Origin of the sequence: Burkholderia ubonensis subsp. mesacidophila, assembly GCF_002097715.1 — a bacterium.
Classification (GTDB): Bacteria; Pseudomonadota; Gammaproteobacteria; order Burkholderiales; family Burkholderiaceae; genus Burkholderia; species Burkholderia mesacidophila.
In genome coordinates this window covers 251,445-278,348 of sequence record NZ_CP020739.1, presented here as the reverse complement: position 1 = coordinate 278,348, position 26,904 = coordinate 251,445, and the positions used below count along the sequence as shown (strand labels likewise).

The 26,904-nt window shown below is 65.8% G+C and carries 20 protein-coding genes and 1 pseudogene; 8 read left to right on the top strand and 13 right to left on the bottom strand.

Annotated features, from left to right (window positions below; translation table 11 throughout):
* Positions 1–181: 181 nt before the first annotated feature.
* Entirely contained in the window at positions 182–895 is a 714-nt protein-coding gene (locus B7P44_RS33540) for an autoinducer binding domain-containing protein (protein ID WP_084910328.1), read from the bottom strand.
* Between the two features lie 643 nt (positions 896–1,538).
* Between B7P44_RS33540 and B7P44_RS36940 the strand changes: the two genes are divergently transcribed.
* Complete coding sequence (locus tag B7P44_RS36940) at positions 1,539–1,688, top strand: hypothetical protein (RefSeq protein WP_157721134.1); 150 nt, start codon at positions 1,539–1,541, stop codon at positions 1,686–1,688.
* Positions 1,689–1,749: 61 nt separating this feature from the next.
* Positions 1,750–2,175: a GNAT family N-acetyltransferase gene (locus B7P44_RS33535; RefSeq protein ID WP_084910327.1), complete on the top strand. Its 426-nt coding sequence runs from the start codon at positions 1,750–1,752 to the stop codon at positions 2,173–2,175.
* Between the two features lie 48 nt (positions 2,176–2,223).
* Here the strand turns inward: B7P44_RS33535 and B7P44_RS33530 are convergent, their stop codons facing one another.
* Entirely contained in the window at positions 2,224–3,369 is a 1,146-nt protein-coding gene (locus B7P44_RS33530) for a helix-turn-helix transcriptional regulator (protein ID WP_084910326.1), read from the bottom strand.
* Positions 3,370–3,508: 139 nt separating this feature from the next.
* Here B7P44_RS33530 and B7P44_RS33525 point away from each other — a divergent pair.
* From B7P44_RS33525 to B7P44_RS33500, 5 genes and pseudogenes are all read left to right on the top strand, one after another.
* Positions 3,509–4,576: pseudogene (locus tag B7P44_RS33525) on the top strand (beta propeller lectin); the annotation flags it as partial.
* A 1,150-nt stretch (positions 4,577–5,726) separates the two neighbouring features.
* Positions 5,727–9,083, top strand: coding sequence for a S8 family serine peptidase (locus B7P44_RS33515; RefSeq protein WP_084910324.1), 3,357 nt, complete (start codon positions 5,727–5,729; stop codon positions 9,081–9,083).
* Between the two features lie 184 nt (positions 9,084–9,267).
* A complete protein-coding gene (locus B7P44_RS33510) occupies positions 9,268–10,536 on the top strand; it encodes an IS256 family transposase (RefSeq protein WP_084908594.1) in 1,269 nt (422 codons plus the stop codon).
* Between the two features lie 307 nt (positions 10,537–10,843).
* A complete protein-coding gene (locus B7P44_RS33505) occupies positions 10,844–13,000 on the top strand; it encodes a PA5441 family protein (RefSeq protein ID WP_084910323.1) in 2,157 nt (718 codons plus the stop codon).
* A gap of 7 nt (positions 13,001–13,007) precedes the next feature.
* Positions 13,008–13,715 carry a DUF3142 domain-containing protein gene (locus B7P44_RS33500; RefSeq protein WP_084910322.1) on the top strand — a complete coding sequence of 236 codons (708 nt, stop codon included), beginning with the start codon at positions 13,008–13,010 and terminating at the stop codon, positions 13,713–13,715.
* 312 nt (positions 13,716–14,027) lie between these two features.
* Here the strand turns inward: B7P44_RS33500 and B7P44_RS33495 are convergent, their stop codons facing one another.
* From B7P44_RS33495 to B7P44_RS33485, 3 genes are all read right to left on the bottom strand, one after another.
* Positions 14,028–14,603, bottom strand: a complete 576-nt coding sequence (locus B7P44_RS33495) for a cysteine hydrolase family protein (RefSeq protein ID WP_084910685.1) — start codon at positions 14,601–14,603, stop codon at positions 14,028–14,030.
* A gap of 86 nt (positions 14,604–14,689) precedes the next feature.
* Positions 14,690–15,481, bottom strand: a complete 792-nt coding sequence (locus B7P44_RS33490) for an MHYT domain-containing protein (protein WP_162296947.1) — start codon at positions 15,479–15,481, stop codon at positions 14,690–14,692.
* Between the two features lie 279 nt (positions 15,482–15,760).
* Positions 15,761–16,939, bottom strand: a complete 1,179-nt coding sequence (locus tag B7P44_RS33485; RefSeq protein ID WP_084910320.1) for a multidrug effflux MFS transporter — start codon at positions 16,937–16,939, stop codon at positions 15,761–15,763.
* A gap of 139 nt (positions 16,940–17,078) precedes the next feature.
* Between B7P44_RS33485 and B7P44_RS33480 the strand changes: the two genes are divergently transcribed.
* Positions 17,079–17,957, top strand: a complete 879-nt coding sequence (locus tag B7P44_RS33480) for a LysR family transcriptional regulator (protein ID WP_084910683.1) — start codon at positions 17,079–17,081, stop codon at positions 17,955–17,957.
* A gap of 39 nt (positions 17,958–17,996) precedes the next feature.
* On the opposite strand, the gene B7P44_RS33475 is transcribed toward B7P44_RS33480, so the two are convergent.
* The 8 genes from B7P44_RS33475 to B7P44_RS33440 all read right to left on the bottom strand — a co-directional run bounded on the left by B7P44_RS33475 (position 17,997) and on the right by B7P44_RS33440 (position 26,896).
* Positions 17,997–19,361: a TldD/PmbA family protein gene (locus B7P44_RS33475; protein ID WP_407924053.1), complete on the bottom strand. Its 1,365-nt coding sequence runs from the start codon at positions 19,359–19,361 to the stop codon at positions 17,997–17,999.
* Entirely contained in the window at positions 19,358–20,791 is a 1,434-nt protein-coding gene (locus B7P44_RS33470) for a TldD/PmbA family protein (protein ID WP_084910319.1), read from the bottom strand. The genes B7P44_RS33475 and B7P44_RS33470 overlap by 4 nt, the downstream gene beginning before the upstream one ends.
* 82 nt (positions 20,792–20,873) lie before the next feature.
* Positions 20,874–21,734 carry a GNAT family N-acetyltransferase gene (locus B7P44_RS33465; RefSeq protein ID WP_321970424.1) on the bottom strand — a complete coding sequence of 287 codons (861 nt, stop codon included), beginning with the start codon at positions 21,732–21,734 and terminating at the stop codon, positions 20,874–20,876.
* 23 nt (positions 21,735–21,757) lie between these two features.
* The gene (locus B7P44_RS33460) at positions 21,758–22,084 is read right to left on the bottom strand and encodes a hypothetical protein (protein ID WP_084910317.1); all 327 of its coding nucleotides are present in this window, start codon (positions 22,082–22,084) and stop codon (positions 21,758–21,760) included.
* Positions 22,085–22,519: 435 nt separating this feature from the next.
* Positions 22,520–22,846: an H-NS histone family protein gene (locus B7P44_RS33455; RefSeq protein ID WP_084910316.1), complete on the bottom strand. Its 327-nt coding sequence runs from the start codon at positions 22,844–22,846 to the stop codon at positions 22,520–22,522.
* A gap of 371 nt (positions 22,847–23,217) precedes the next feature.
* Positions 23,218–24,408 carry an acetyl-CoA C-acetyltransferase gene (locus B7P44_RS33450; protein WP_084910315.1) on the bottom strand — a complete coding sequence of 397 codons (1,191 nt, stop codon included), beginning with the start codon at positions 24,406–24,408 and terminating at the stop codon, positions 23,218–23,220.
* Positions 24,409–24,427: 19 nt separating this feature from the next.
* Positions 24,428–25,195: a 3-hydroxyacyl-CoA dehydrogenase gene (locus B7P44_RS33445; RefSeq protein WP_084910314.1), complete on the bottom strand. Its 768-nt coding sequence runs from the start codon at positions 25,193–25,195 to the stop codon at positions 24,428–24,430.
* A 15-nt stretch (positions 25,196–25,210) separates the two neighbouring features.
* Positions 25,211–26,896 carry an acyl-CoA synthetase gene (locus B7P44_RS33440; RefSeq protein WP_084910313.1) on the bottom strand — a complete coding sequence of 562 codons (1,686 nt, stop codon included), beginning with the start codon at positions 26,894–26,896 and terminating at the stop codon, positions 25,211–25,213.
* Between the last annotated feature and the right edge of the window lie 8 nt (positions 26,897–26,904).

Genomic DNA, 26,904 nt, shown 5'->3' with positions numbered 1-26,904 from the left:
CGCTGGAGTGAGATTTCAGCGCGCGACGTGCGGCGCGACAACTACCAAAGTTAGGAGCTACAACCGTTTGCGCATCGCATGCGACGCTCGAACCGCGCGCGCATGCGATGCGGCCGCGCGTGCACGACGTCGGCGCATGCGCGGCCTCGGCAGGGTCAGCGGGGAAGGAACGCGCGGCGGTTCAGCTCAGCAGCCCGAGCATCGTCGCGCGCACGACGGCGGAGGTCTTGTTCGCGGTCTTGAGCTTCGTCACCGCGTTCTTGACGTGGAAGTTGACGGTATCGACGGAGATCACCAGGATCGTCGAGATCTCGCTCGACGTCTTGCCGTCCGCCGCCCATTTGAGGACTTCGACCTCGCGATCGGTGAGGCCGCGCTCGGTGTCGGGCGCGAGCTTCGGCATCAGCATGCCGGTCATCGCCAGATGCGCGGTGCTGACGAGCCAGCGCATCTTGAACTCGTTCTGCTCGAGCTCCGCCGGCGTGATCGGCCCCTTGGAACGCGCGAGCGTCAGCATGCCGGATACGCCGCAACTGTCGAACGCCGACTGCGTCCAGCCGTGCCGCAGCCCGTGCGCCTGCGCCTCGCACCAGAGCTCCGGCGTGTCGGCGAAGCATGCGTCGCTCCAGACGATCGGCGCCTGGGAGCGGCGCGTGTGCTTCACGGTGGGATCGACGTCGACGTAGCGCGCCTCCTGATAGCGCTTCTGCCACGCCTCCGGATAGTTGTTGAGCATATAGATCTTCGGCCGCGACACCGGCCACGGCATGCGCAGGCAGTACGCGCAGTACTCGTAGCCGAGACTGCACGCCGCGTGCTCGATCCAGCCGTAGATCTCCCGTTCGGAACTGGCCTGTTCCAGCCCGGCCAACAGCTCTTCAACCCAGTTTGTCATCTTGGCTCCTGATCGCGTCTCCGGTTGTGCCGGCGCGTCATGCGCGGAGCCGGCGCGTCGAACGGACGCCGCGGCTCGGCCGACGTGCGCGCTCCCGGACGGGTCACCGTCCGGCCACGATCGAGAAAAGCACGCCGGGGACTTTGATTCGATGGTGAGACTGCTCGATTTACAACGACGACAAGATTTCGCTTCGACGCGGCGGAATCGGACAAGCTGTCATCCCGTGATCGGCGATCCGGTGATGTTCCGTCACGTTTTACGAATTATTTTTAAAAGAACGACGAGAACTGTTTTGGTTTTTGCCTTCAAAAAAGGGTTTTCGTATTGAAAGCGAATACCCCGGGTGGTTCAAATTACATTTTTGCAGAATTCGCATGCCCCGGATGCATACCAGCAGCGGCAGCGTGGTCTATAAACGCGAATTTCCCCGGACGCACACCAATAATCCCAGAGATTATTGCTGGAATCAAAAAAATACCCAACCGGGTGCGAATTATCCGCATTTTGTCAAGACATGAACGCTGACAACCCGTTTCAAACAGGGTTATTTAGTGAAGCAACCCAATTAGCGACGCGGTAAAAATATCGGAGTAAATCTTCCGATTCGACCCGGAGAATAAGCGGCCCGCATTCGGGTTCGATGGGCGCCCATCGCGCACTGCTCCTGCGTCTTCCCTTCGGCGTGCGGGTGGTGACGGTGACGGTGTCGTTGCCGACCTTCATCGGCGATGCGTTGCTTGAGATGTTCGCGCCGCGCGAGCGGGTGCGCGCAGAGATGGGTGATTTATGATGCGATGTCTTACCCGGGATGTTGCACGACAACGATTCACATTCATCATCCAGTGCCCTCGATGACCTACACATACACACTGACGGACCACGCAGACGAAGACATTCGCAAGCAAATCGTCGAACCGCTGGTCCGGTTCAACGAAAGCCAGGCCGGCCCGAGTCACCATCGCCCGCTAGTTGTCGTGCTGACCGATGCGGAAGACAAGGTTGTCGGCGGACTGTGGGGGGCCACGGGCTATGGATGGCTGTTCACCCAGCTGCTCGTCGTGCCTGACAGCGCGCGCGGTCAGGGCGTTGGCACCCGTCTCATGCAGCTGGCCGAGCAGGAGGCCATCGCGCGCGGTTGCCATGGCGCATGGCTCGATACGCATGAATTTCAGGCACGGCCGTTTTACGAAAGGCTCGGGTACGTCTGCTTCGCTGAATTGCCGGACTATCCTGTCGGGCATTCGCGGATTTTCTTGAAGAAGCAGCTTGGCGGCTGACCGCCGTACGGATGTTCTGCCTCCGCACCCGGACGCTGCATCGCCCGCTCAACGCACGATCGGCATGCCCTCGCGAAGCAGCAGCGATACAAGTTCCGCCTGCCGATGCGTGTCCGTCTTCGCGAGGATCTGCTTGAGATAACCGCGCGCGGTACCCAGGCCTATGCCTAATTGCGACGCCGCCTCGGCGAGGTCCGGACCGCGCGCGAGCAGCGCCGCGAGCGTCGCCTCGCGCCGTGTGAGGTCGAAAGCCGCGACGAGGAAGCCCGGATCGATCTCCGTCGGCTTGGCCGGTTCCATCACGAACAGAATGACCCGTGTGGCCGTACTTATTCCGTTCGGTACGTCCGACGCAGAGACCGGCACCACACGAACGACCAGTGGAAGACGTGGCGGAGCGCGACACACATGGCATTTCAGCGGCGCCCAAGGTCGCGCGACGGCTTCACTGGCATCTCGGCCGCCGGCATTCAACCCGACCGCCGTTGCAATCGCGTCGCGCAGGCGCCTGGCGTCGGCGGGCGACGCCGCGGACACTTCGTTGCGATTGAGCAAAAGCCCGCCGCCGCAGCGCGCCAGTGCTTCGGCGCGGCCATTGGCGAAAATCGGGCGCATCCTCGCGTCGAGGAGGATCACGCCGAACTCCAGGCGCGAAATGACTTCGTATGCCTCTTTTGTCCTGAGATCCGCTGCAGCGAGACGACTCTGTACCTGCAGCGCCGTCGTCAGATGCGGCACGATCAACCGGGCGGCCTCGACATCGTCGTCGCTGAAATCGGCCACGCCGAGATCGCGCCCCACCACAAAATAAACGCGTCGATCGGAAACAAGCGGCGCGAGCATTCCATAAAATCCGCCGGTCGGCCGCACTGCGTCGCAATAGAAATCCGATCGCCGAAATACCCCATCCGAGACAAACGAAGTCTGGCGCAGCGGCGTCCCGACCGGGATCGCCTTGACCCAGTTCGGTGGCCGCGTTTCGAATTTCCGTTGCATGCGCCGCGCGTACTCGGCATCAAAGCCGGTCGTGATTGCCGACCAGGGTACCGGCGCCGCCGAAACCCCCAGGAAAATGGCCTTGTGCGCCCCGGTCGCCTCGGTGACGGCGATACCTGCGTGTGACCAGCCGTCGGGTGCAAGCGCCGCTTCATAGACATGCCGGATCGCTTGATGGATTGTTTCGACGCGCGTCATGTTTGCCACCGCTCCGAGGGCAATTTCCCTCCCAAATGGGAGTGCCGGACGTACTCGACCTGAACGAAAGTATAGGCAAGGGCGTTTCAAGAGCGAAGCGCGACGCCCCACACGTTATTGAACGGGAAGGGGGAAAAAAATGGTCAAGTTGGCTGCGTCAAATCAATTCGGCATTTCAGATCAGACCGACGTGTTTCTCGTTGATGGCAAGGGCGCCCTGAATGTCGCCTGGGTAAACGGTGCCGGAAGATGGAACGGGCCAGTTCCGATCAGTTCGGCGGGCCTGTTCCCTTCCGGCGCGCCCGTCGCGGCGTCGAATCAGTTCGGGCTGTCGAATCAGACCGACGTGTTTGTCGTCGGCAGCAACGGGGCCTTGCACGTTGCCTGGGTCGATGGCGCCGGCGGATGGAACGGGCCGGCTCCGATCAGTCCGCCGGGCCTGTTCCCTCCCGGCGCCGCTGTCGCGGCATCGAACCAGTTCGGGCTGTCGAATCAGACCGACGTATTTGTCGTCGGCAGCAATGGGGCCTTGCACGTTGCCTGGGTCAATGGCGCCGGCGGGTGGAACGGGCCGGCTCCGATCAGTCCGGCGGGCTTCTTCCCTCCCGGCGCGGCCGTCGCGGCATCGAACCAGTTCGGGCTGTCGAATCAGACCGACGTGTTTGCCGTGGGCGGCAATGGCGCCTTGCACGTTGCCTGGGTCAATGGCGCCGGCGGGTGGAACGGGCCGGCTCCGATCAGTCCGGCGGGCCTCTTCCCTCCCGGCGCGGCCGTCGCGGCATCGAACCAGTTCGGGCTGTCGAATCAGACCGACGTGTTTGCCGTGGGCGGCAATGGGGCCTTGCACATTGCCTGGGTCAATGGCGCCGGCGGATGGAACGGGCCGGCTCCGATCAGTCCGGCGGGCTTCTTCCCTCCCGGCGCAGCCATCGCAGCGTCGAATCAGTTCGGGCTGTCGAATCAGACCGACGTGTTTGCTGTTGGCGGCAACGGCGCCTTGCACGTTGCCTGGGTCACTGGCGCCGGCGGATGGAACGGGCCGGCTCCGATCAGTCCTGCGGGCCTCTTCCCTCCCGGCGCAGCCATCGCAGCGTCGAACCAGTTCGGGCTTTCAAATCAGACCGACGTGTTTGCCGTCGATGGCAACGGGACCCTGCACGTTGCCTGGGTCAATGGCGCCGGCGCATGGAACGGGCCGGCGCCGATTGTCCCGCGACCGGTTCCAACCATTACGCTTCGCCCGGTAGCCGACGCAGGACGATTCATCGAGGTTATCGGCAACGGGTTCACTTTTGCCGGGACCGTGCGACTCAGCTACGACATCTATAGCGGAGGCGGACCAACGACGCACCAGACAGGACAGAAAACGCTTACGAGCAATGGAGCGGGAGGCTTCGTCGGCCGCATCCCCGTCAACCTGGGCGAGGTAAGCGGTGCACAGGTGGAGGCAACCGATCTGGCTTCGGGCGCGACAGCGGACGGATCGATTTGACTCCACTGCGATGGAAGGAAACGTCCAACCCATTAGCGACATACTTCAAGCTGCACGCCGCGAACCGGCGGTGAGAAATTGCCTACTGCAAAGATAGGCGGGACCCCCATACCCTCTTTCGTCGCCGGTTTGCACAATTCAAAGCCAGTAGCGCAAGTGCATGTATGCGGAGCATCGCATTGCGAAGATGCGGTAAATAATCCGTCGACCGGATTGGACTGGACTGCTCGATGTCCTGATAGCACTTGAACAAAAAAAGACGTACTTCTCATCCATTGCGGTGGGCCTGCTTTGTGTCCGGGGAAAGTCGGTAATTAAACAAGAAAATAAAAAAATAATGTGGCGACTATGGACACTTGCCTCCAGCGCGCACTCTAGACACCCCCCGTAGCGCCATGTTCCTCCAGCTCGGAATTGGCGCGCTCTGGAACGTCTCGCCGCCGCGCCTCCAGGCTATCAGGAGTGAAGTAATGAAAATGGCAGCGATGTGGAAAAGGCTCTTGCAGACCGGCATTGTCCGCGCATGCCGGATATCGATATTTCGGCTACCGAACTGGCGCGCAATCACGTCCGCCGTATCGATAAAGAGGCGAAACAGGCCATGCATTCCTTAATACTTCTTTGATTGGATGCTGGCGCTCATCCTCGGTTTATTGGCAGTTGGCAGCCATGCGCAAGAGGCTCGCTACCGTCATGTCTCGCTGAACGGGATCGTATTGCCCGCTGCGATGCCGATCAACTTTGGCCCCGGTCCTGGAAAGTGCACGGCATGTTTCCCGCTATCAAGCGCTGTGATCGATGGGCTTGTGCACAGCGCCATTTCACCCTGAACAAGCCCTCGATCACGGATTAAGGAGAACGAATCATGGTTGACAGCAGTGCTGCTACCTACCTGCCGCTCAAGGGATCACGACGTTACCCGCGCCCCGGTTCCCAGGTGCTGGGCCGTTCCAGTGGTCACGAGTGGTGCGAAGTCACGGTGAAGGTGCGCCGCAAGACCCCCCTGCCGGAGCCGGTACCCAGCCAGGCGATGAGCTATGACGAGTTGGTCAGCAAGTATGGCGCCGAAGCCGGCGATCTCGACACCGTCGAAAAAGTGCTGACTTCCTTTGGCCTGACGGTGACGTCCAGGAGCACGGCAACACGCGCCGTGCAGGTCGCCGGCCCGGTCGACGCGATGGAGAAGGCGTTCGGCGTGCAGCTGTTCCGGGTGAAGCACGACACGTGGCTCTACCGCGGCCGCGTTGGCGAAATCCACATCCCGCAATCGCTCGACGGCATCGTCACCGGCGTGTTCGGGCTGGACTCCCGCCCGATGATCAAGCACCGCAAGCTGATGGAACTGCAGGCCGCCGGGGCGCTGCCGCCGGCCAAGGCACGGCCATGGTATCTGCCGCAGGAACTTGCCGATGCCTACCGGTTCCCGGCCGGCGACGGCGCCGGTCAGACCATCGGGATCCTGGAGTTCGGCGGGGAGTACCTCCCCCATGACCTGCAGCTTTTTGTGCAAATGGGCGGCCTGCCCGCCACCCCCGGCGTGACAGTGAAGAATGTCCATGTGCTGCCGCCGCAGCAAAAGAACGACCCCGACGCGATCGGCGAAACCATGCTCGACGTCGAGGTGATCGCCGGCGTGTGCCCCAAGGCCGACATCGTCGTCTACTTCAGCCAGTGGACCGAGAAAGGCTGGGTCGACATCCTCGACGCCGCGATCACCGACAACGCGACGCTGTCGGTGCTGTCCATCAGCTACGGACTGGCCGAAGGCCAGGACATCTGGACCCAGCAGGCAATCGACGAGATCAACGCGACGCTGAAGGAGCTGGCGGCCGTCGGCATCACCGTGTGCGCGGCCAGCGGCGATGACGGCTCGGACGACCAGGTGGCAGACGGACAGGCGCACGTCAGCTTCCCCGCCTCCAGCCCTTATGTGCTGTCGGTCGGCGGCACCACACTGACGCGCGCGACCGGCAGCGAGGTAGCGTGGTTCGAGGGCGATGGGCTGCGTCGCGATCAGGGCGGCAGCACCGGCGGCGGTATCAGTGCGATGAACCCGCGGCCGAGCTGGCAAACCGCCAACATTCCGTCGGTCAATCCGCACGCGCCGGACGGCCGCATCGTGCCCGACGTGGCCGCGAACGCGGCCGGCAGCACCGGTTATTTCATGGTGGCGCAGAACACGCCGCAGGTGTCGGGCGGCACCAGCGCCGCCACGCCGCTGTGGGCCGCGTTGATCGCCCGCCTGCGGCAGGCGGGCAAGCCGGTCGGCTTCCTGACGCCGTTGCTGTATCAGGCCAATCCGAACACCCACGGCCAGCCGCTCGGCGCGGTCGGCTGCAACGACATCACCATGGGCAGCAATGCGGCCGGCACGGCGGCGGGCTATTCGGCCGGCGTCGGCTTCGACGCGGTCACCGGCTGGGGCAGCCCGGACGGCGCCGCGCTGCTGGCGAATTTGCCGCTCGCATCGACCACCCTCGCCAAGCGTCCCGGCCAGCACGTCGAACGCCTATTCGTTACCCAGGCGAGCACCAATGCGGTCATGGCGTGGAAAGGCGTCGAAGGTGACCAAGGCATCTGGTTCTCGACCTTTGATGGCAACGGATGGGCGCCGCAGCAGAACATCGCCGGCGTGGGTACCAGCGTCGGCCCTGCACTCGCCGAGTTCGACGGCGGGACACTGATGGCCTGGAAGGGCGTCGAAGGTGACCAGGACATCTGGTTCTCCGTCTACGACGGCAACAGCTGGGCGCCGCAACAGAACATCGCCGGCGTAGGCACCAGCGTCGGTCCGGCGCTTGCTGCGTTCAACGGCAACGTCGTCATGACATGGAAGGGGGTCGACGGCGACCAGGGCATCTGGTTCTCCGTCTACGACGGCAGCGGCTGGACACCGCAGCAGAATATCGGCGGCGTGGGCACCAGCGTCGGTCCGGCGCTCGCTGCGTTCAACGGCAACGTCGTGATGGCGTGGAAGGGCGTAGACGGAGACCAAGGCATTTGGTACTCGACATTCGACGGCAACGGCTGGTCGCCGCAGCAGAACATTGCCGGCGTCGGCACGAGCTTCCGCCCCGCCCTGGCTGTTTTCGATGGACGGCTGTACATGGCCTGGAAAGGGGTGCAGGGCGACCAGGGCATCTGGTTCAGCAGCTTCGACGGCAACGGTTGGGCCCCGCAACAGAACATCGGGGGGGTGGGCACCAGCGTGGGCCCGTCGCTCGTGTCGCTGGGCGACGCCTTGCTGATGGCCTGGAAAGGGGTGCAAGGCGACCAGGGCATCTGGTTCACCACCTTCGACGGCAACGGCTGGGCACCCCAGCAGAACGTCAACAACGTCGGCACCAGCGTCGGGCCGGCGTTGGCGCTCACGCAACCGCCCTTCATGGCGTGGAAAGGTATCGAAGGCGACCAGGGCATCTGGTTCACCAGCTTCTACGGCAACGCCTGGCTGCCGCAACGCAACGTGGGCGGCGTGGGCACCGAGATCGGCCCGACGCTCGCGCTCTTCGACGGCAAGATCCACATGGCGTGGAAAGGCATCGCGGGAGATCAGCGCCTGTGGTTCAGCAGCTATGACGGCAACGGCTGGGCACCGCAGCAGAACATCCCCGGCGTCGGCAGCAGCGTGGGCCCGTCACTGACCACCTTCGGAGGGCGCCTGTTCATGGTGTGGAAAGGCGTCGACGGCGACCAGGGCATCTGGTTTGCCACCTATGACGGCCTGGGCTGGAGTGGGCAGCAAAACGTGCCCGGTGTCGGCACAAGCGAGCGGCCCTCCGTGGTGGCCTATCAGGGCAAGGTGTTGATGGCGTGGAAAGGCGTCGAAGGCGATCAGAGCCTTTGGTACACGACCTACGACGGCAACGGGTGGGCGCCACAGCAGCAGATTCCCGGCGTGGCTTCCAGCGTCGGACCGGTGCTCACGGTCTACCAGGGCAAGGTCCTGGCTGCGTGGAAGGGGATAAACGACGACCAGGGCATCTGGTTCGCCACGTTCGACGGCAGCGGCTGGTCGGCACAGCAGAACGTGCCCGGCGTAGGCACGAGCTTCGGCCCCTCATTGACCGTCTACGCCGGCAAGGTGTTCATGGCCTGGAAGGGCATCGTCGGCGACCAGGGTGTCTGGTTCTCGACCTACGACGGCTCTGGCTGGGCGCCGCAGCAGAACATCGCGGGTATCGGCTCGAGCGTCGGCCCGGCGCTGGTGAATGTGTGCTGACTCAGGCTTGAAAGAGCGCCCGTCTGACGCGTCATGTCGTTCAGTTTTCGCTTCGATTGAGGAACCGAACGGTGTATCGCGAAGGTCGTGCATTGACGGCCCGGTCGCATTTGCGGCCGGGTCGGTGAGCCTGTCAGATTTTTAGTGTGCCGAGGTCATGAGACGATAACGGAACTAACGTCCTATGACCGATGCAACAGTGACCAAGAAGAGCAAGAACCCGAAGGCACCGAAGCTGTTTCCCGATGAGCTGATCGATCAGTTGCTTGCCCAGGTTCAGGGCAAGGATGCTGAGTCGATCCTGGGCGAATCGGGGCTGGCCGGCCAGCTCAAGAAGCAGCTGGCCGAGCGCATGCTCGCGGCCGAGTTGAGCCACCATCTGGAAGTCGAGACCGAGCAAGGCAAGGCCGGCAACCACCGCAACGGCACCAGCTCCAAGACGGTCCTGACGCCCAACGGCGAACTGAAGCTGGATATTCCGCGCGACCGGCAGGCGACGTTCGAGCCGCAATTGGTCGGCAAGTATCAACGCCGGCTGCCCGGCTTCGACGACCACGTCATCAGCATGTATGCGCGCGGCATGAGCGTGCGCGAGATTCAGGGCCATTTGCTGGAACTGTACGGGCTGCAGGTGTCGCCCGACCTGATTTCGACGGTCACCGACGAGGTGCTGGCCGACGTCGAGCAGTGGCAGCAGCGCCCGCTCGAGGCCATGTATCCGATCGTGTACTTTGACGCGCTGCGGCTGAAGATCCGTGACGAAGGCACGGTCAAGAACAAGGCGGTCTATCTGGCGCTGGGCATCCGCGCCGACGGCCGCAAGGAAGTGCTGGGTTTGTGGATCGAGCAAACCGAGGGCGCCAAGTTCTGGCTGAAGGTCTTCAACGAGCTGAAGAACCGCGGCTTGCACGACATCCTGATCGCGGTGGTCGACGGTTTGCGCGGCTTCCCCGAAGCGATCGAGGCGGTCTATCCGGTCGCCCAAATCCAGACCTGCATCGTGCATCTGATCCGCAATTCGCTGAATCTGGCGAGCTGGAAGGACCGCAAGCCGCTGGCTGCCGCGATCAAGCCGATCTACCAGGCCGCCACGGCCGAGGCGGCAGCAGCGGCGCTCGACGCCTTTGCGCAGAGCGAGTGGGGCCGCAAATTCCCCACCGTCGCAGCCATGTGGCAGCGTCAATGGGAACAGGTAATACCCTTCTTCGCCTATCCGCCCGAGGTACGTCGAATCGTATATACGACCAACGCTATCGAGAGCATGCACATGCAGTTGCGCAAGATCGTGAAGAATCGCGGCCACTTCCCCAGCGACGAAGCCGCCAGCAAACTGCTGTATCTGGCTTTGCGCAACATCGAAAAGGATTGGAAGATGCCGCCTATCACTTGGCGGCAAGCAGTCAATCAGTTCGCCATCCTGTTCGGCGAGCGATTCACCTCCGCCATCAGCTGAGATTTTTAACCGGCCTCAGCACACGAAATTCCTGACACGTCCGCGTCGGTTTATATCGGTCCATCGTCGGCGAGTGCGGGATGCGTTGGTGCCGTTACCGGCATCGTGCGCCTTCCGATCCGGCACACAGCCTCCGTCGCAGCCCCACCAACAACCACCCAGCCTGCGCCCTTGCTAGCCGCAATCCAAATTCAATAAAATCAAGCGCTTTGCCATTGCTCCCCCGAGCAAGCACGCCCTTCACGGGCGGTTTCGAACCTATGGCCGGGACCCTCGAATCCGCCCGACTCCACCCAGCACAAGAATAATGCGGAGAACCACGTTGCTGCACCGAAACCTGATCGCCTCGCTGGCGGCGAGCCTGCTTTGCATCTCCAGTGCCCATGCAAGCTCGGACTACAGTTGCTATTCGCCCGTCACGCTCCGGCAGACCACCTACTCGTGCGGCGGCATGCCGATTCTGAGCCCCGCCAACGACACGCGCATCAACGCGATGCTGCTCATGGTCGACAGCGGCAAGGTCGCGCAGCTGTTCCCGGACCCGAAGACCATCCCGCCGACAGACCGGGCGAGCCGGATCGTCGTGCCGTTCTCGTACGACTTCTCCGGATGGATCGACATCGGCCAGAAGCAGCCCGACACGGCCAACAACGCGTCGGACGCCGCGGCCCCATCGAATCGATACGCCGATGGCGAAGGCAGCATCTGCCGCAGCATGAATGCCGGCGTCGACGCGTTCAGCAATGCACTGAATGCCGCAAAGGACCTCCCCGCCGACGAAGCCGCGCGCCTGCGCGCCGCGCGCGTCGATATCGCCCGGAAAACCTGCGACCCGGACACCCCCAGTACCGCGTGGACGAAACCCGCGGTCAAATCGCCGATCGGACAGCAGTTCGCGGCCTATCTCGACGGCACGAACGCGTTCTACCGCTACGACTTCCTCGCCGCGACCAAGGCCTTCGCGAGCACATCGCGCAGCGCCAACCCGTGGCTGATGGAAAGCGGGCTCTATATGGCCGGGCGCGCGCAGTTGAACGCCGCGCAGGCCCATGCCTTCGACAACGACGGCGCCACGCCGTCACGCGAGCGCGTGACGAAGGTCTCGCTCGACGCCGCGAATACGGTCTTTCGCTCGTACTTGCGAATTTATCCGCAAGGACGCTATGCGGCCTCCGCGTCGGGGCTCTTGCGGCGCGTCGCCTGGCTCGGCGGGGACGTCGCGCAGCAAGCCGATCTCTACGACAAGGCGTTCGCACGCTGGTCACCCACGGCATCGAACGTGCCGCTCATGCAACTGGCGAACGAACTCGACAACAAGCTGCTGTTCACGCCGGGATTCGACGCGCGCCAGATCCAGTCGCCCGCCATGCTGGCGACCGTCGACCTGCTGCGCATGCGCACGTCGAACAGCGGCGACGCGAGCCGCGACAAGCCGCTTGCGCTGGGTGAACTGCAGGCGCAGAAGCCGCGATTCGCCGGCATGCCCGCGCTCTACGATTTCCTGCTTGCGACCTGGTACGTCTACGTCGGGCATAAACCGGACGCGGCGCTCGGCTTGTTGCCGCAGGCGCCCGGCGCGTCGCTCGACTACTTCGGCCTGAGCCAGCAGACGCTGCGCGCGTTCGCACTGGAGGACAGCGGCCAGGCCGACAAGGCCCGGCAGCTCTGGCGCGATCTGATCCCGCTCGCGAAACTCCGCTTCCAGCGCGAAGCGCTGGAACTCGCACTCGCGATGAACCTGGAACAGGCCGGCCTCGCCGACGAGGCATTCGCCGACGATTCCCCCGTCCAGAACGCCGCCATCCGTGCCATCCTGCTGCAACGCGCGGCCAATGCGGACCTGCTGCGCGCGCAGGCACAGAACAAGTCGACCAGCGGCGCGCTGCGCGACATCGCGCTGTACACGCTGCTGTACAAGGAGTTCACGCGCGCGCACTACGCGGACTTCGTCGCGGACGTCGCGCTGGTGCCCGACGCGCCTTCCGATGCGCTGAAGCCGTTCACGCTGCCCGGCGCCAGGAACGAGGACGGCTACGTGTGCCCGTCCGCACGCGACATCGCGGCGGCGCTGCAACAGAATCCCGGCGATGCGAAAGGCGTGAACTGCCTCGCCGATTTCGTGCGCCGCCATCCGCCCGCTCCGGGGCTCGACGACTATTCGACGTCGTCGGGGACTGCCGGCGCCGCGCGCGTGCCGCCGACGCTCGGCAGTGCGCCGTCGCTGTTCAAGGGCAAGCCGTACGAGCGGATGCCGAGCTACCTGGCGGTGATCGACGATGCGCAGGCAAACCCCAACGACCGCGCCTATGCGCTCTATCGGGCGATCAAATGCTATGCGCCCTCGGGCTCCAACGATTGCGGCGGGAAGGACGTTCCGAAGAACACCCGCAAGCGTTGGTTCAATACGCTGAAGGCCAGCTATCCGGGCAGCCAGTGGGCGCAGACGCTCAGGTACTACTGGTGAGCCCGGCGTGAAGCGCATCTTGTGCACCGCGTTGCTGCTCTTTGCGCGCATCGCGCTGGCCGGCACGGTCGATCCCGCGCAGTACGACGCGTTCTGGCTATGGGCAGGCGTGAAGCCGCACGCGGTGGTGCGCAGCGCGCGCACCGTCTATGTGCTGCAAGGCCAGATCGAGGCGTCGCCCCAGGACGATGCGCAGGTACGCTTCATCGCCCAGGGCGTCGCGCTGCCGCCCGTGCCGAATGCGCGCATCTGGCTCGTCTATCGCGCACATACGCTGCGGTGGACGCCGCGCGTCACGCAGATCATGCTGGCCCAGCTTGCGCGCTGGCGTGCGTCGGGCCGCACGATCGCGGGCATCCAGATCGACTTCGATGCGCGCACACGCCATCTTCAGGACTACCTGTCGTTCCTGCGGACCCTGCGCGATACCTTGCCCGCCGATTGCCGGTTGAGCATCACGGGGCTCCTCGACTGGAGCAGCCGCATCGATACCGGCCAGGTCAACCAGCTCAGAGGGATCGTCGACGAAGTGGTCGTGCAGACCTATCAGGGGCGCAGCACGATCCCCACTTACGCAGCCTATCTCCCGCGCGTCGCCCGGCTGCAACTGCCGTTCCGCATCGGCCTGGTCGAAGGCGGCGAGTGGGATGCGCCGCCCTACCTCGCGGCGAATCCGTGGTTTCGCGGCTACGTCGTGTTCCTGCGCAATGGCTAGGGCCTGTTCACGCTAATAACGGGCTTGCGCTGGCCGCCAGAAGGGCCGAGCGCGAGGATTGCGACGCAGCGAATACTCGACGTATTCGCAAGGAGCATGACGCGGCGATCGGCCCTTCTGGCGGCCAGCCCCACGAATGATTTTTTTCAAATCAGGGGAACGTGCCTTGCCGGCCGCATTGCGGCGTCGCGCGTCGCTTGTTTGGCGCGGCCAAACGGCGCTCCCCCCTCCTTGCACGCGCCCCGAAGGAAGTCCCCTTGGGGGACGACCGGCAAGGCACGTTCGCAAGCCCGTTATTAGCGTGAACAGGCCCTAGGCGAGCAGCAGCAACGCATCCGCGAGCGACAGCACCGTCGTGCGCGAATCGAAGGCCGTGGAGAACAGGTGCTCATGCACCACCTGATCCGGGTCGTAACAGCAATCCTTGACCGTATACAGCCGATAGTCCGCGTCGCTCGCGTACGCGACCGACGACAGCACGACACCGGTCGACGCAATGCCGACCATGATCAGCGTATCGACGCCCTGCTCGGAAAGCCGCACCTCCAGATCGGTACCGAAGAACACGCTGGCGCGATGCGCGACGATGAGCGGTTCATTGGCCTGCTGGCCCAGCTCCGGCGCGGTCCGGTCGTCGATGAAGAGACCCAGCCGTTTGATGCCCTGCCCATTCCGGTTCAATGGGCTGACTTCCGGATAGCCCGGACTGAACCGGAGGTTCGCAAAATAGACGCCGACGCCTTTGGCCCGCGCTGCGTCGCACAGTTTGCGCGTATTGGCGAGCAAGTCCGGCGCGACCGCTGGAAAGAGTCCGAGAATATCGGTCTGGTAATGCATGACGACGAGCGCGGTTTGCGCCGGCGCGATGGCTGGAGTCTGCGAACTCATGCGGGTGCCCTTCTCCTTGACGTCGACACGCAGCGAAGCAGCCTGTTGCGACAACGACGCTTCGCCGACTTGATACCGGACAGCAATCAGCGAACGGCGCCCCGTCTATCGATATGCTCGGCCAGCATCGCCTCGGCCCGTGCGCGAGCACGCACGTTCGCTCGGGCATCCAATCCCGCAATGGCGATTGCCACGGCGAAAATCACCAGGCTGAATGTCACGACGATGGCAGCCAACCACGGCGCCGGCAGATTGCGGAACGTGGAAACCGGATAGCTGCCGGCTTCAAAATGTGCGGCAGCCATGCCGCAGTAATGCATCCCGCAAACCGCAACGCCCATCACGATCGCCGAGCCGACCCGGCGAGTCAGCCGGTGCGTGCTGTGGCGGCGCATATCGAATGCAAGCCATAAAGCCGCCCCGCTTGCGAGGATGGCAATGACCACCGACAGTACGACCAGCCACGGCTGGTAGCGAATGCCGGAACAGATGTCCATCGCCTGCATGCCGAGGTAGTGCATGCCGGCGACGCCGAGTCCCATCGCGATGGCGCCCGCGATCAGATGCGGCCAGCTCGATTCGTAGCGGCAAAGCGGCATGAACCCGATTGCCGACGTGCCGATCGCGACAAGCAGCGATGCGATAGTCATCGGAATGTCGTAGCCGACGGCGATCGGCAATTTGAACGCCAGCATGCCGATGAAATGCATCGACCAGATGCCGAGCCCCATGATGCAGCCGCCGAAGAAGATCCACGGGCCGAGGGGACGATTCCCGATCACGTCCAGGCGGTCTGAAACATTCAACGCCGTGAACGATGCAAAGATTGCAAGGAAACAGGAAAGCACGACAAGCGCAGGGTCGTAAGTGCCAGTCATTATCGTTCTACTCGTTTGAGCTGTATTTGGCCAAGCTTGCCAGGGCGCGGTGATTGCCCCCGATGCGCCCCGATCCTCGAGGGATCGAGTATACATAGAAACGAATGCGGAACAATGCCGACCTGATTTAGTGGATTCGTGCAAAAACCCGGCATCCAGCCTGCATTTCCGAGCCGCAAGACAGTGCCCTGCGGGCATGAACGACGAGCAATTCGCCATACCGAGGCCGAACCGAATCAAGCCGTTCCGAACGACCGGGTTCGCACCGGATGAAGCGCGTCATGCAGGATCTGCCGAACGCATGCGCGGACGTTGCGGAACGCATGTCGAGAGTGCCAACAGCCCCAGCACCAGAACGGACGCGGCCAGCACCTTGCCACTGGTGCCGAACAGCGCGCTCACGCTCGTCGCGACCAGCGCCGCGCTGCCGATCTGGCAAAAGCCGACGAGCCCCGATGCCGTGGCCGAGTGGCCGTGTTCACCCGCGACCGCACCCGAAACGGCCAGCGACAGCGAAGAACCATTGGCCAGGCTGACCAGGCACATCGGCAGCACCACCGCAGCGACGCCCTCGAGCCCGAACGCGGCCGCGGCCGCGAAGGCCATGCCGCCGAGCACGAAGCAGGCGATGCCGGCCGCGACGATGCGATCGTAGGCCCAACGGTCGAGCAAGCGCTTGACCAGCAGGTTGGCCGAGATGATGCCGGCCGTCAGCGGCAAGTACAGCCAGCCGCTTTGTTCCTCGCTCAGGCCTTGCCGCGCGAACAGGAAAGGAGACTGCGTCAGGTAGACGAACCACGCGCAATAGATCGTGCAGACCACCAGCGTATAGCGGCGGAACGCGGGGGCACGCAACACATCGCGAAATCCGGCGAACGGTGACGTCCGGATTCGAACGCCTTCGGGAAGCGTCTCCGGCAGCAACGCGAGCACCATCGGCAGAGCGGCCACGCCGAACGCCGCGACGAACAGGAAATCGGCACGCCAGCCGACTGCCGCGGCAAGATGACCGCCGATGGCCGGCGCGAGCGCCGGCGAAAGCGAGACGAGCGGATAGACCACCGCATAGACCTTGGCGGACGTGCGCTTGTCGCAGGTGTCTGCGATGACGGCCCGGCCGATGACGAGGCCCGACGCGGCCCCCAACGCTTCCACCATGCGCCAGATCAGGAAGGCCGCGAAGCTGCCGGCCGATGCACAGCCCAACGAGCCCGCGATGTAAACCGCGATACCCGCCAGCAGAACAGGCTTGCGCCCGTGACGGTCGGACAGCGGGCCGTAGGCCAGTTGCGCGACGGCCAGCACCAGCAGATAGGCGGAGACGGATTGCGGCATCTGCCAGTCGGCAATGCCGAACTCGATGGACATGTCCGGCATGGCGGGCAGATACACATCCGATGCGATGAGGCCGAACGCGCTCAGCATCGCGACGGTGAGGATCAAGGATAGTCGTGGCATGACAAGACTCCGGGCATGCCGGCGCCGCCGGCACGCTTGGTTGAGAGAGGAGCGCCATGTTACGAATCCGTCGAATAGGTGAAAATGCATGAATTCGCAGATATGATCTGCAAATTTGCAGCATCGGCTGGCCATCGATATGAACTGGGACGACGTCCGAATCTTTCTCGCCGTGCATCGCGCCGGCACGCTGCGCGGCGCGGCGGAGCAGCTGGGCGTCGATCAGACGACGGTGGGGCGACGGCTGGGCAGCCTCGAGCGCGACCTGGGCAGCCGCCTGTTCCTGCGCACGACCGGCGGCCTCACGCTGACGGACAGCGGCCGGCAGGTATTGGGAACGGCCGAGGCCATGGAATGCATGGCCGTCTCGTTCGAGCGACGCAGCGAAGGCGCCGACGCGCTGGCGGCCGGCGAGGTGCGCGTGACCACGACCGACGCGCTGGCGGTGGATTTCGTGGTGCCGGCGATCGAGCGCTTGCAGTGCCGCCACCCGGCCGTGCGCGTGATCATGAGCACCACGACGCGCGTGCTCAATCTCGCGCGGCGCGAAGCGGATATCGCCGTGCGCACGTCGCGTCCGGACCAGCCCGAGCTGATCGTGCGCCGGCTCGGATGCTGGGAGGTCGGACTCTATGCGACACGGCGCTATCTTGACCGTTTCGGCGAGCCCCGGCCCGGCAGCAAATTCGCCGGGCACGAGATTGCCCGGTACCAGACGGGCGTCACGCAACAGCAGGACGACACGCTGGCCGGCGAACCCATGACCGAGGGGCGCGTCGTGGCCGAACTGGATTCCAGCCTGATGCTGGCCACGTTCGTGCGCGCGGGCCTCGCGCTTGGCGAACTGCCTGCCTACCTCGCGCTTCGCGACCCCGAGCTGGTGCGAATCTGGCCCGACCGGCAGCGCGCCAGGCCGTACGAAGCCTGGCTGGTATTGCACCAGGATCTGGCGCATACGGCGAGGGTGCGGGTCGTGGTCGACGCGCTCGTCGAAGCCTTTGCGTATCGGGATGCATGATCGATGGGGCGCGCCGGCCGAACGGCATCGCCCCTTCGATCACAGCGTCAGCTCGAACGCGCGCACGAGCGCGCCCGGCACCTGCGCGCCGCCCGTCGAGCGCTCGCCCCAGCCGGAATCGTTCAACTGCAGCGCAGGCGTCGCGCCAAGCTGCTCCAGCTCCGAGCCGAACAGCCGATAGAAGCTGTCGTCGAAGCGCATCGCGTCGACCGGCGCGACGATCCTGCCGCCCTCGACCCAGAACGTCGCGAAACGCGTCATCCCGGTCATCCGGCAATTCATCCGGTCCGAGAAATTCAGGTACCAGAGATTGCCGACGTACAGCCCGGTATCGAGCGCCGCGAGCACGTCGTCGTCCGCCAGCGTGCCGCCCGCGATCGACAGCGACTGCGGCATCTCGTACGCGTCCGCCCCATTCGGCGTCAGCCCGTATTCGCGGGCGCTGCGCGCGCCGACGAGTTGCGCCGCGCTGCGCCCCGCGACAACGAGCTGCACGCTCTCGCGGCGGTATCCGTCCGCATTGAACGCCGGCACGAGGTCGAGCGTCAGGTCCTCGGCGATCGACACGCGCGGATCGAGCGCGACGTCGCCCGCGTGCAGCTTGTGCAGCGCGCTGCGCGCGCTCTGGTGCGCGCGCGCCGAAAAGCCGTCCGAGCCGATCAGGTAGGTCATCTCGTAGATCGCGGCCGGCGCGAAATACGCACGATAGCGGCCGGGCGCGAGCGCCTTCGGCGCGCGGCCGAACACCGGCAGCCGCGCGGCGGCGGCTTCGACCTTGCGCGCGAACACCGCGTCGTCCCAGTCGTCGCCGACATAGGCCGTCTTGATCGCGCGGCCGCCCGCCTCGTACAGCGACCAGCTGAATTCGAAGTTCTCGGCTTCGTGCCAGCCGCGGCTGCCGGTCGACGACGCGAAGCCGCGCGCGATCGAACCGCCCGCGTAGAAGCCGACGAAATCGAGCCCGCGCGCGCATTCGGCGACGATCCGCGCAAGCGCGTCCGCATCCGGCAGACGGCCGGTGCGCCGCGTGTCCTGCGTCCACGTCGACGTGTCGTACAGCAGGTGCGGATCGTCGGCCGCGTCGCGCAACCCGTCGCGCAGCGCGCGAAGCGTCGCCGCGAGGTCCGGCAAATCGGCGGCCGGATCGCCGGCCAGCGTCGACGTGGCGCTCGCCTGCCGCGCGCCGTCGATCAGCCGCACCGACAGCTTGCCCTGCACCACGCGCCCGGTCTGGCGAATTCGGCCTTCGTTGAAGCGGACGAAGTCGGTCGTCTCGCCGGCGAACCACAGCAGCACCGTCTCGCCGGGCGCCTTGAGCCGCTCGGCTTCGTCGGCGAGCCGCGCGAAGTGCGTGCGCCAGTCGAGCGTCAACGCGGTCGTTGTCGTATCGAATCCCGTCATCATGCGCCCCCGAAAACGTCGACGTCGGCGAACACGCACGCGGGCGACGCGTGGCCGACCCGGATCACCTGCATCGGTTCGCCCTTGCCGCAGAACGGCGTGCCGTAGACGCCGAAGGTGCTCGCGTCGCCGACCGCGCGCAGGCTGCGCCAGAAGCTCGCGGAAATGCCGCGGTAGTTCGGCTGCTTGACGACCTGCGTCAGCCTGCCGTTCTCGATCAGCTGGCCGAACTCGCAGCCGAACTGGAACTTGTTGCGGCGATCGTCGATCGACCACGACGTGTTGGTACGCATCAGGATGCCGTGCTCGATGCCCGCGACCAGCGCATCGAGCGTCTGGTCGCCGGGCTCGACGTTGAGGTTCGCCATCCGGTCGATCGGCGGGCGGTTCCAGTTCGACGCGCGCGAGTTCGCGACGCCGGCCAGGCCCGCGCGTTGCTGCGACAGCGCGCCGCCGAGCGGCCGCTCGAGCACGCCGTTGCGGATCAGGGTCTGCTTGCGCGCGACGCTGCCGTCGTCGTCGAACGCATACGACGCGGCCTCGGACGGCAGGCCCGGGTCGAACGTGACGTTCAGCAGCGGCGAGCCGTACTGGTAGCTGCCGAACATGTCGGGCGTCACGAAGCTCCAGCCCGCAAAGTTGCGCTCGTCGCCGAGAATCCGGTCGAGCTCGAGCGGATGGCCGATCGATTCGTGGATCTGCAGCATCATCTGGTCCGGCATCAGCAGCAGGTCGCGACGGCCCGACGGGCAGTTCGGCGCGGCGAGCAGCTGCAGCGCCTCGTCGGCGACCCGCGCGCCCGCGCCGTCGAAGCCGTAGCGCGCGAGCACGTCGAGGCCGCCCTGCGCGAGCGTGCCCGACTGGCCGAGCGAGCGCACCTGCGTGTCGCCGTCCGCGTGCGCGACGACGCTCAGCTCCGGCATCAGGAAGCGGAAGCGCTGGTCGATCCGCACGCCGTCGCTCGTCATGTACAGCTGGTCGGTATGCGTGATCGCCACGGTCGCCGTGCGCTCGACGATCCGTGCGTCGACACGCGCCGCCGCGCATTCGTGCGCGAGGCGCTCGACCCACTCGGCGCGCGACGGCAGCGGCGCATCGAGGCCCGGCGACGCATAGGCGCCGCTCTCGTGCGGACGCGCGGCCTGCCGGTGATCGATCAGCGACCAGGCGGCGCTCGCCTTCGCGCGCGCGGTCGCCATGTCGAGCGCCGCCTGGAGTCCGGCCGCCGACAGGTTCGCGGTCGCCGCGTAGCCCGCGCCGGCGCCCGCCCACGCGACCAGCATCGCGCCGCGGTCGCGCACGCGGGCCAGCGGCAGCGCGACGTCGTTGCGCACCTGGTGCTCCTCGATCGTCTCGTCGACGACGCGCAGCGACCAGAAATCGGCGTCGCTGCGCAATCCACGGGCGGCGTGCGCCCAGCTCTCGTCAATCATGTGCCCTCTCTTTTTTTTGCATCGGCGTCGGCGTCGGCGACGCCATCAGCGCTCGAGTATACGGATGGGACGGCGCACGCCGTCAAACCGGCGCCGGATTGATCAGCGCGGTCAGAACATGGTCGGCCCACGCGCCGTTGATGCGCAGATACGCGCGCGCATAGCCTTCCCGCTCGAATCCGAGCCGTTCGAGGAGCCGCGCGCTGCGCCGGTTTTCGGGACGATGATTGGCCATCACGCGATGCAGCGCGAGTTCATCGAACACATAGCGAATCGCGGTCTCCAGACACTCGTGCATCAACCCTCGCCCTTCGCAATCGCGTGCGATCGAAAACCCGAGATAGCACGCGCGGAACGGCTCCGGAACGATCTGCGTGAAATTGCAATCGCCGATCAATCGATCGTCATCCTTATCGAACATCAAAAGATGCACGGCGCGGCCGGCAGTGATGTTGTCCTCCATCGACATCAGCCGCGTCTCGATCGCATGTCGGGTGTAGAACGAATCGGGCCGCGACGGCTCCCACGGCATCAGGTGCGTCCGGTTTTCGACGTAGTACGCCAGCAAAGCGGGCGCGTATGCCCGATGGGCCGGGCGGAGCAGCAGGCGGTCGGTGACGAGCGGGTTCGGCAGGATCGGGGTCGCGAATTTCATCGGCGGATTGGGCAGGCGCGCAAGTCGAAGGCGGGAAGATAGCGCAGTCTGCCTTGATTGGCATGGGCGCCCGCGCGTGCCTGATCGGACAAATCGGCAAAAAGGACGGAAGCGTTGCGGAGCCGTGCGACGGCCCGGATCGCGGACAAAAAAATGCCCGCGGGTACGCGGGCGAGCTTCGCTCTGAGAAACCTCAAAAACAAACTGGACGACTGATCGTACTCCTCGAAAATCCCGCGTTCGACACAGGTAAACCCCGTCGCGGTTTACCCGCTCGGCGACGCGCAATAGCGGGCGAATCGCTCAGTGCCTCAGTGCACTTGCCGCTTCAGATCCGAGAGCTCCGAATGCATCGAGCTCACGGCGTCCTTGATGCCGGCATCGACGCCGCCGGCCTGCATGCACGCGCGCTCGGCCCGATCGCCGATCCGTTCGAGATCGTCGACCCACTGGCGGATGCGATCGTCGTCGCGGGACGCGATGACCTTCTTCGCCGACTTGCATTCCCTGTCCAGTTCATCGACCCAGTTCAGCAGTTCCCTGGGCGCCATCTTGTTCGAGTGGCAGGTCCGTGATGCCTCGCTGATCGTCTGCTGCAGGTGGCTGAAGCGCTGTTGCATCTCGGTGGCTTGCAACATGATGACCTCCTACATGAATGTCGGCGCCCGGCGAATCCGGGCAGCCGATCACGCCGTGTTTCCGTTCCACCGCCGTTCGCAGGCGGCAAGCCGGGGACGAAGCCATGCAGCGGGTTGCGCCGGAACGGCCGCCGGCCCGCGAGGAGCGGGCTTCTAGTGTAGGTCATCGGCGACGCCCCGTTCGTCGTCCCGGGCCCGGAGCAAGCGCGCGCCGCCGGTCAGGCGGCCGGCACGCGATCGGGTGGATGAACGGATCGGACCCCAAGAAAAGGCTCGAACGGCCTCGACCTGCTCGACACAAGGCGTCGCCGTTCGATTCAGGGTGTCGCAAGCATGTCACTTCGCCGACTCGCTCCCGTCACATGCGGAAACGCCAGCGCCGGCCGGGCGGCCGGGATCAAGCGTGCCGGGTCGGCAACGCTCGACCGGCCTTCATCATTCCTCGCCGGGCCACCAAGGCTTGGCCTCGGGCCGGATCAGATAGTCGTCCGGGTTCTTGCCGGCCAGCCACTTCGGGCGGGCGCCGCGGCCCGACCAGGCGTTGCCCGACGACGGATCGTAGTACTTGGCGGGTTGCTTCTTCGGCTTGTCCTTCACGAAGCCGGCCGCACGGAGGAGTTCCACTTCCGTGATGCCGTATTCCTTGACCTGTTCCCGGATCCTGGCCAATGCTTCCGCCTTCTCTTTCGTGCGGGCTTCTTCGAGCAGCAGGTTGAGGTGGCCGAGCTGCTGCTGCAGCGTCTGAATTTTGCTGGATGTCACGTGGCGTTTTCTTCGTCGATGCGGTGCCCGGAATCAACCGGGGCACGCGGATTCCCATCATTCGTTCACAGTCTGCCTGACCGTTGCCGAATGGGGCGGTGTCGGGGTTGTTGCCGCTCGGCTTTCTGCGCAAGTCGATCGTGCCGCTCGCGAGCCGTTCAGAGTCCGTAACGTCAAGCACACTGAATGAAACAAGTCGCGATTGTAGCAGTCCGGACGGGCGTCGCCGCGTTCGATCGACGGCCGCAGCCGACAAATGGCCCGACAAGCGGAACCGTAAACGGAACGGGGCGGGCCCTTGCAGCCCGCCCCGCCCCCGCCACCTCGCTCGACGTCGTCGCGAATCCGGGTGCCGGATTCGCGTCGCCGGATCAGGTCAGGCGTTCGATCGCGATCGCCGTCGCCTCGCCGCCGCCGATGCAGAGCGACGCCACGCCGCGCCGCAGCCCATGCGTTTCGAGCGCCGCGAGCAGCGTGACCAACACGCGCGCGCCGGACGCGCCGATCGGGTGGCCGAGCGCGCACGCGCCGCCGTGCACGTTGACCTTGTCGTGCGGCAGGTCGAGATCGCGCATCGCGGCCATCGCGACCACCGCGAACGCTTCGTTGATCTCGAACAGGTCGACGTCCCGCAGCCGCCAGCCGGTCTTCTCCGACAGCTTGCGCAGCGCGCCGACCGGCGCCGTCGGGAACAGCGCGGGCTTGTCCGCAAAAGTCGAATGGCCGACGATCACCGCCTTCGGCGTCAGGCCGCGCTGCTCCGCTTCCGAGCGGCGCATCAGCACCAGCGCCGCGGCGCCGTCCGAGATCGACGACGAATTCGCGGCCGTCACCGTGCCGCCCTCGCGGAACGCCGGCTTGAGCGTCGGGATCTTGTCGAGCTTCGCCTTGCCCGGCTGCTCGTCGATGCTCACCACCGTTTCGGTCTTGCCCGCGCGCACCTGCACCGGCGCCACTTCGGCCGCGAACCGGCCGCTCGCGATCGCCTGCTGCGCGCGCTTGAGCGATGCGATCGCGAACGCGTCCTGCGCGTCGCGCGTGAAGCCGTAGGTCGCCGCGCAATCCTCGGCGAACGTGCCCATCAGGCGGCCCTTGTCATACGCGTCCTCAAGGCCGTCGAGGAACATGTGGTCGAGCACCTGCCCATGTCCCATCCGGTAGCCGCCGCGCGCCTTCGGCAGCAGGTACGGCGCGTTGCTCATGCTTTCCATGCCGCCCGCCACCATCACGTCCGCCGAGCCCGCGACGAGCAGGTCGTGCGCGAACATCGCGGCCTTCATCCCGGACCCGCACATCTTGTTGACCGTGGTCGCGCCAGCCGCCAGCGGCAGCCCCGCCTTCAGCGCCGCCTGCCGGGCCGGCGCCTGTCCCTGCCCCGCGGGCAGCACGCAGCCGAAGACGATCTCGTCCACCTGTTCGGCCGGCACGCCGGCGCGTTCGAGCGCCGCGCGAATCGCCACCGCGCCCAGCTCGCTCGCCGCCGCCGCGGCCAGATCGCCCTGGAAACCGCCCATCGGGGTGCGGGCCGCACCGACGATGACAATCGGATCGTGTGTCGTCATGGTTCCTTCTCCTTGTGGATCAGCGCGGCGCCATCCGCAACGCGCCGTCGAGTCGAATGACTTCGCCGTTCAGCATCGTGTTCTCGGCGATGTGCCGCACCAGCGCGGCGAATTCCTCCGGGCGGCCGAGACGCGCCGGAAACGGCACGCTGCGGCCGAGCGAGTCCTGCACGTCCTGCGGCATCCCGGTCAGCATCGGCGTCGCGAAGATGCCCGGCGCGATCGTCACGACGCGGATGCCGAAGCGCGCGAGCTCGCGCGCGACCGGCAGCGTCATCCCGACCACGCCGCCCTTCGACGCCGCATAGGCCGCCTGCCCGATCTGGCCGTCGAACGCGGCGATCGACGCGGTGTTGACGATCACGCCGCGCTCGCCGTTCGCGTCGGCGTCCTGCCTCGACATCGCGTCGGCCGCCAGCCGGATCATGTTGAAGGTCCCGACCAGGTTGATCGAGACCGCGCGCGCGAAGCTCGCGAGCCGGTGCGGCCCGTCGCGCCCGACGACCTTCTCGCCAGGCGCTACGCCTGCGCAGTTGACGAGCCCGTCGATCCGGCCGAACGCGTCGAGCGTGGCGGCGAGCGCCGCCTGCCCGTCGGCTTCGCTGGTCACGTCGGCCGCCACGAAGCGCGCCGCCGCGCCGAGTTCGCGCGCGACGCCGGCCGCGGCGTCGCCGTTGACGTCGACCAGCATCGCCCGGCCGCCGTGCTCGACGACCATGCGCGCCACGGCGGCGCCCAGGCCGGAGCCTGCGCCCGTGACCAGAAACACGCGGTTATCGATGTTCATTCGTTCTTCCTCCGTTCAGTTCGTCGCGTTTTGTTCTGCCGCCATCTTGCGCAGCACGAAGCGCTGGATCTTGCCGCTCGGCGTCTTCGGCAACGCGTCGACGAATTCGACCGCGCGCGGATACGCATGCGCCGACAGGCGTTTCTTCACGTGCAGGCTCAGTTCGTCGGCGAGCGTCGGCGAGCCCGCGTAGCCGTCCGACAGCACGACGTACGCCTTGACGATCTCGGTGCGCTCCGGGTCGGGCACGCCGATCACGGCCGCCTCCATCACCGCCGGATGCTCGATCAGCGCGCTTTCGACGTCGAACGGCCCGATCCGGTAGCCGGCGGACGTGATCACGTCGTCCGCGCGGCCGATGAAGCTGATGCTCCCGTCCGGCTCCAGTTCCACGTTGTCGCCGGTGCGGTAATAGCCGCCGGCGATGGCCGGCGTCTGCTGGCGCCAGTAGCCGGTGAACCACAGCAGTGGCGAGCGCGCGATGTCGACCGCGAGCACGCCCGGCTGGTTCGGCCCGAGTTCGTGGCCCGCGTCGTCGAGCACCGCGACCCGATAGCCGGGCATCGCGACGCCGGCCGAGCCGGGATGCACCGGGTGCGCCAGGCCGTGATGGTTGTTCACCACCATGCCGAGCTCGGTCTGCCCGTAGTGATCGCGAATCGGCGCGGCGAGCTCGGCGTCGAACCAGCGGATGACTTCCGGATTCAGCGGCTCGCCCGCGCTGCTCACGATGCGCAGGCGGCCCCGGATGCGCGCGGCCGGCCCGGCGCCGGCCGCCATCAGCAGCCGGTACGCGGTCGGCGAGCCGGCGAGACTCGTGATGCCGAGCCGCTCGATCACGTCATAGGTCGCATCGACGGAGAAACCGCCTTCGACCAGCGTCGTCGCGTGGCCGAGCAGCAGCGGCCCGGTGATCGCGTAATAGAGCCCGTAGGCCCAGCCCGGGTCCGCGATGTTCCAGAACCGGTCGTCCGGGCGCAGGTCCACCGCGTCGCGCATGTACGCGCCGAACGCGAGCAACGCGTGCAGCGGCACCGGCACGCCCTTCGCCAGGCCGGTCGTGCCCGACGTCGACATCATCAGGAACAGGTCCGAGCCGGTGCGCGGCACCGGCTCGAACGCGTCGGGCTGCGCATCGAGCGCGGCGAGGAAATCGATGTCGCCGCCGCGCAGCGGCTCGTCCTCTCCATGCAGCGGCTCGTCCGGCCGGCGCACGGTCGCCACCGGCGGGCACGCGGCGACTTCGTCGAGCTTCGCGCGGTTCGCGAGGTTGGTCACGACCAGCTTCGCGTCGCTCATGCGCAGCCGGTGCTCGATCGCCTTCGGCCCGAACGCCGTGAACAGCGGCTGGTAGACCGCGCCCGCGCGCCACACGCCGAGGATCGTCGCAACCAGTTCGGGCGTGCGCGGCAGCAGGCCGGCCACGACGTCGCCGGGCCGGACGCCCTGCGCGACGAGGAGATGGGCGACGCGCGCCGACAGCGCCTGCATCTGCGCAAAGCTGAAGCTGTGATGCCGGCCGCCGGCGTCGATCCAGTCGAGCGCGGTCCCGCCGGCCGCCACGTGCCGGTCGCAGCATTCGACGCAGGCGTTCAGCCCGTGCGCGAGGTCGCCGGACAGGCGCGCAGCGGCGGCGTCGAGGCTGAAGCCGGCCACCGCGTCGGCGTAAGCGGGTACGGCGTCGGCGATCTGGTCTGGCATGGGTGTCT

Excerpts from the sequence above, each read along its gene's own strand:
- B7P44_RS33470 (WP_084910319.1), bottom strand. The coding sequence starts at position 20,791 with ATGATTGACGAGAGCTGGGCGCACGCCGCCCGTGGATTGCGCAGCGAC.
- B7P44_RS33450 (WP_084910315.1), bottom strand. The coding sequence starts at position 24,408 with ATGACGACACACGATCCGATTGTCATCGTCGGTGCGGCCCGCACCCCG.
- B7P44_RS33460 (WP_084910317.1), bottom strand. The coding sequence starts at position 22,084 with ATGTTGCAAGCCACCGAGATGCAACAGCGCTTCAGCCACCTGCAGCAG.
- B7P44_RS33445 (WP_084910314.1), bottom strand. The coding sequence starts at position 25,195 with ATGAACATCGATAACCGCGTGTTTCTGGTCACGGGCGCAGGCTCCGGC.
- B7P44_RS33535 (WP_084910327.1), top strand. The coding sequence starts at position 1,750 with ATGACCTACACATACACACTGACGGACCACGCAGACGAAGACATTCGC.
- B7P44_RS33515 (WP_084910324.1), top strand. The coding sequence starts at position 5,727 with ATGGTTGACAGCAGTGCTGCTACCTACCTGCCGCTCAAGGGATCACGA.
- B7P44_RS33490 (WP_162296947.1), bottom strand. The coding sequence starts at position 15,481 with ATGACTGGCACTTACGACCCTGCGCTTGTCGTGCTTTCCTGTTTCCTT.
- B7P44_RS33510 (WP_084908594.1), top strand. The coding sequence starts at position 9,268 with ATGACCGATGCAACAGTGACCAAGAAGAGCAAGAACCCGAAGGCACCG.
- B7P44_RS33485 (WP_084910320.1), bottom strand. The coding sequence starts at position 16,939 with ATGCCACGACTATCCTTGATCCTCACCGTCGCGATGCTGAGCGCGTTC.
- B7P44_RS33475 (WP_407924053.1), bottom strand. The coding sequence starts at position 19,361 with ATGATGACGGGATTCGATACGACAACGACCGCGTTGACGCTCGACTGG.
- B7P44_RS33440 (WP_084910313.1), bottom strand. The coding sequence starts at position 26,896 with ATGCCAGACCAGATCGCCGACGCCGTACCCGCTTACGCCGACGCGGTG.
- B7P44_RS33540 (WP_084910328.1), bottom strand. The coding sequence starts at position 895 with ATGACAAACTGGGTTGAAGAGCTGTTGGCCGGGCTGGAACAGGCCAGT.
- B7P44_RS36940 (WP_157721134.1), top strand. The coding sequence starts at position 1,539 with ATGGGCGCCCATCGCGCACTGCTCCTGCGTCTTCCCTTCGGCGTGCGG.
- B7P44_RS33480 (WP_084910683.1), top strand. The coding sequence starts at position 17,079 with ATGAACTGGGACGACGTCCGAATCTTTCTCGCCGTGCATCGCGCCGGC.
- B7P44_RS33530 (WP_084910326.1), bottom strand. The coding sequence starts at position 3,369 with ATGACGCGCGTCGAAACAATCCATCAAGCGATCCGGCATGTCTATGAA.
- B7P44_RS33505 (WP_084910323.1), top strand. The coding sequence starts at position 10,844 with ATGCGGAGAACCACGTTGCTGCACCGAAACCTGATCGCCTCGCTGGCG.
- B7P44_RS33495 (WP_084910685.1), bottom strand. The coding sequence starts at position 14,603 with ATGAGTTCGCAGACTCCAGCCATCGCGCCGGCGCAAACCGCGCTCGTC.